This window comes from Cyanobacterium stanieri LEGE 03274 (genome assembly GCF_015207825.1).
Lineage (GTDB): Bacteria > Cyanobacteriota > Cyanobacteriia > Cyanobacteriales > Cyanobacteriaceae > Cyanobacterium > Cyanobacterium stanieri_B.
The window spans coordinates 1-4,410 of record NZ_JADEWC010000056.1 but is presented as its reverse complement, the minus strand read 5'-3'; the positions used below and the strand labels follow the sequence as shown (position 1 = coordinate 4,410).

General features: G+C 30.8%; 2 protein-coding genes. Both read left to right on the top strand.

Annotated features, from left to right (window positions below; all coding sequences use genetic code 11):
• Positions 1-282: hypothetical protein (locus IQ215_RS14140; protein ID WP_206688604.1), on the top strand; the 282-nt coding region annotated here is incomplete at its 5' end.
• An 82-nt stretch (positions 283-364) separates the two neighbouring features.
• The coding region (avs2, locus tag IQ215_RS14135) for an AVAST type 2 anti-phage system protein Avs2 (protein ID WP_193802042.1) at positions 365-4,410 on the top strand (4,046 nt) is incomplete at its 3' end.

The following is a 4,410-nucleotide window of genomic DNA, read 5'->3' as shown; positions in this document are numbered from 1 at the left end:
CAAAGAATCAAGTTAGTTAATATTGCTCAAAATGTGGCTCGTAATCCTGATTATCAAACTCAAGTGGTTGATAACCCAGATGCTCAAAATAGTCGCTTGGCGATCGCCCATCTCATCAAACAAGCCGTTAACCAAGAAAGACGGAAGGAGTTAAGTTTATATAAAAATTACTCCCAAGATCCTGATTTTCAAAAAGCCTTTGAGCATAGTATTATGCGTATCTTAGAAGCTACTTTGACCGATTCTAATATCAACCTTGATAATATGAAGTTTGGCTCTTAGCTCTATGTTTTCTGACGTTTCCGCCCATTTAGAAAAAATAAGTAGAATTAAGTTAGTAATATTTATACTTCTACTTTGATCCATGTCTAGCAATATCAACTGGCAAAATCTTCGCTCTTGGGGTGGTTCACAACATACTGGATTCGAGGAATTATGTTGTCAACTTGCGGCTTATGAATCAGTACCACAAGGTTTAAACTTTGTGCGTAAAGGTACTCCTGATGGTGGTGTTGAATGCTATTGGATCTTACCCAATGGTGATGAGTGGGGCTTACAAGCTAAATTTTTTCTATCTGTAGGTCATAAACAATGGACACAACTAGATGAGTCTGTTAAAACTTTTTTAGAAAAACATCCTCGAATGGTTAGTTATACAATTTGTATTCCATTAGATCGAGCAGATCCTCGAAAAAAGGAAGAAAAATGGTTTATGGATAAATGGAATGAACGAGTAGAAAAATGGAAAAATTGGGCTAAAGAAAAGGATAGAACTATAGAATTTATTTACTGGGGAGAACATGAAATTTTTGAACGATTGTCTAGTGAAGAGCATCGAGGTAGATACTTTTTCTGGTTTAATACTGAACAATTTAGTCAAAGATGGTTTAAAGCGCGTTTAGATGAAACTATTTCTGATGCAGGAACACGCTATACTCCTGAATTAAATATAGAGTTACCAATTGCTAAACTTTTTGATGGTTTAGGCAGAACTAAAGAATTTTTAGATCGCATCAAAATAATTAGAGGAGAAATCAAGCGATCACTACCAACAATCAATAATTCAGAACCAGAAGAATCAATACAATCATTATCTACTGAACTTTATGATAAAGTTACCCAACTATTAGACAAGCTGTATAACTTAGACACAATAGGAATTAATAAAATTGATTTTGTTTCAATTAAAAATTTAGCATCTGAATCCTATGATTATGCTTATGAATATATTGATGTATTAAAAAATATTAAATCTCAACCTAAAGATCAAACGGAAAAAGAAAATAGCCATGGGAGAGATTATAACTATACACAACATAATCTTTATGAATTAATAAAAAGGATAAGTTCATTGGAAAGATTTGCAGAAAGTAACGAAGCACTACTTGCAAACCTTTCTGCTTTGCTGTTATTAGGTAAAGGTGGAATAGGGAAAACTCATTTGTTATGTGATATTGCTCAGAATAGAACTAAGTCTGAGTTACCGACAGTTTTACTTTTAGGTGAAAAATTTAATGATACAGAACCTTGGTCACAAATTATTCGTCATTTGAAATTATCTTGTAGTGAAGAAGAATTTTTAGGAGGGTTAGAATCTTCTGCACAAGCTAAACAATCTAAAGCGTTGATTCTCATTGATGCTTTAAATGAAGGAGAAGGCAGAAAACTATGGAAAAAATATTTAGCAGGAATGTTAACTACGTTATCAAATTATCCTTGGATCAGCATTGCTGTTAGTGTTCGTACTCCCTATAAAGATGATGTTATTCCTAAGAGTCTTGATGCAACTAAATTAATAGAAGAAACACACTATGGTTTTATTCAACATGAAGATCAAGCAACCAAAACCTTTTTCCACTATTTTGGGATTAAACGCCCTAGTATTCCTTTGTTAAATCCTGAGTTTCAGAATCCTCTATTTCTCAAATTATTTTGTAAAGGTCTGGAAAATAAAGGTATGACTGAAGTGCCAAAAGGCTTTTACGGGATAAAAACTGTTTTTGATTTTTTTATTGATTCCGTTAACGAAAAATTAGCACAAGAAGAATATTTAGACTTTGATGAAAAAGATAAACCTGTTAATAAGGCTATTAACAAACTAGCTGAGTTAATGGCAAAAGGAAATAAGCAATGGTTAGAGCGTGAAGAAGCTAAGTCTGCGGTTAACAATTTTCTACCTAGTACCAGTTATCACAATTCATTGTTTAGACATTTAGTTATTGAAGGGTTGTTAGCTGAAGATAAATTTTATCAACGTAATGATCAATGGGAGGAAGGTATTCGTTTTACTTACGAAAGATTATCAGATCATTTGATCGTGAAATATTTATTAGATGAATCTCAAGATTTACTTAAAAAGTATAAAGATAATCCAAACGAAATAAATTTATTACCCATTAAACAATACATAGATAAATTAGTAAAAAATAAATATTATTATTATCAAAATCAGGGGTTAATTGAAGCATTCTCTATTCAAATTCCTGAAATAATTCAAAAAGAATTAATAGAAATTTTACCTTATTTTGCACAAGAGTATATATTTATTGAAAGTTTTATTGAAAGTTTAATCTGGCGTAAACCAGAGTCCATTACAGAAGGAACTTTGAAATGTATTAATGAATATGTTGTCACTACTGAAGGAATGGAAAATAAATTATTCAATGCTTTTCTAACAGTATCAACCAATATTGATCATCCTTATAATGCTGACTTCCTTCATAGACATCTTAAACAATTAGAAATGCCTAAAAGAGATGCCCTGTGGTCTATTTTCCTTCATTATGAATATGGAGAACATAAAGCAGTAGATAGTCTTGTAGATTGGGCATGGTCATCAGAAGATAAAAGTCATATTGAAGATGATGCAATTCGTTTATGTGCTATTGCTTTAGCTTGGTTTCTAACAACTTCTAATCGGTTTTTAAGAGATAGAGCGACAAAAGGTTTAGTGTCAATTTTAACTCCCAAAATTTATTTACTAAATCAAATTATTCCTGAATTTCTTGATGTTAATGATTTATATGTTTTAGAAAGGCTTTTTGCTGTTGCCTACGGTTGTGCAATGCGAAGCACTAATTATGATGCAATAGAAGACTTAGCAAAAAATATTTATAATTGGATATTTAAAGATGGTAAGCCTATTCCACATATACTATTAAGAGATTATGCTCGTGGAGTAATTGAAATAGCTTTTAGTAATAACAGTAATTTAGATATTGATATTAATATAGTTAGACCCCCATATAATAGCGATTGGCTTGATTATATTCCCACGGAAGAAGACTTAGAACAATATAAAAATCAAAGTGGCGATATTGAAAAAACAAATTCTGCGTTATCGCACATCTCATATTCTTTATCAGAGTGGGGAGACTTTTCAAGATATATTATTGGTACCAACTATAACTCTTTTCATTGGACTTCTCAGCGATTAAATCAACCAATTCAACTTACTACCGAAGAAATTTATAATCAATTTGTTGAATCATTAACTGAAAAACAGACCAAATTATGGCGAAAATATCAAAATGTAAAAGAAAATATTGAGTATTACCTTATATTAGAACCTGAAAAAAAAATAGAAATTTTTAAACAAGAATTTACAGAAAAAGAGTTAGAAGAAGCAATTAACGATACCATAAAATCTTTGAAAAATACTTTAGGTAAAAAGAAAACTAAGATTTTAGAAGAATCTATAATTCCTTATTTAAACAACAAAAAAGACCTAAATAAACATCATTTTGATTTAAGTATTGCTAAACGCTGGATTTTTTGGAAAGTTTTTGATTTAGGCTGGAATATTGATCTTTTTGGTGATTTTGATTCATTTATTAATTACAGAGATGGAAGAACAAATCACAAGGCTGAGAGAATTGGCAAAAAATATCAGTGGCTTGCCTATCATGAATTTTTAGCTCGTGTATCCGATAATTTTTATTTTAAAGGAGATGATTGGAATCAACATGATAAAAAAGGGTATCAAGGTTCTTGGCAAATTGGAATTAGAGATATTGATCCTTCTTGTTTACTCAAAGATACTCCACAGGAAAACTTAAATAATACTAATCCATCTTGGTGGTGTTCATCAAATTACAATGGGTGGGATTCAATGCCAGATAATATTGAGTGGCTTAAAAGTGATTTGCCTTCAATTGAGAAAATGATCGAGATAATTAAACCTGAAGATAACTCTCAATGGTTTGCTTTAGAAAATTATTATACATGGAAAGAACCAACACCCGTTGATGAAGATAAATATAAGTATTCAAAAAGAGAAATTTGGTATCAAATTAGAAGCTATATAGTTAAAAAAGAAGATATAAATTGTTTATATGATTGGGCTTGTAATCAAGATTTTATGGGACGTTGGATGCCTGAATCTCATGAAAATTTGCAGATATTTTTAGG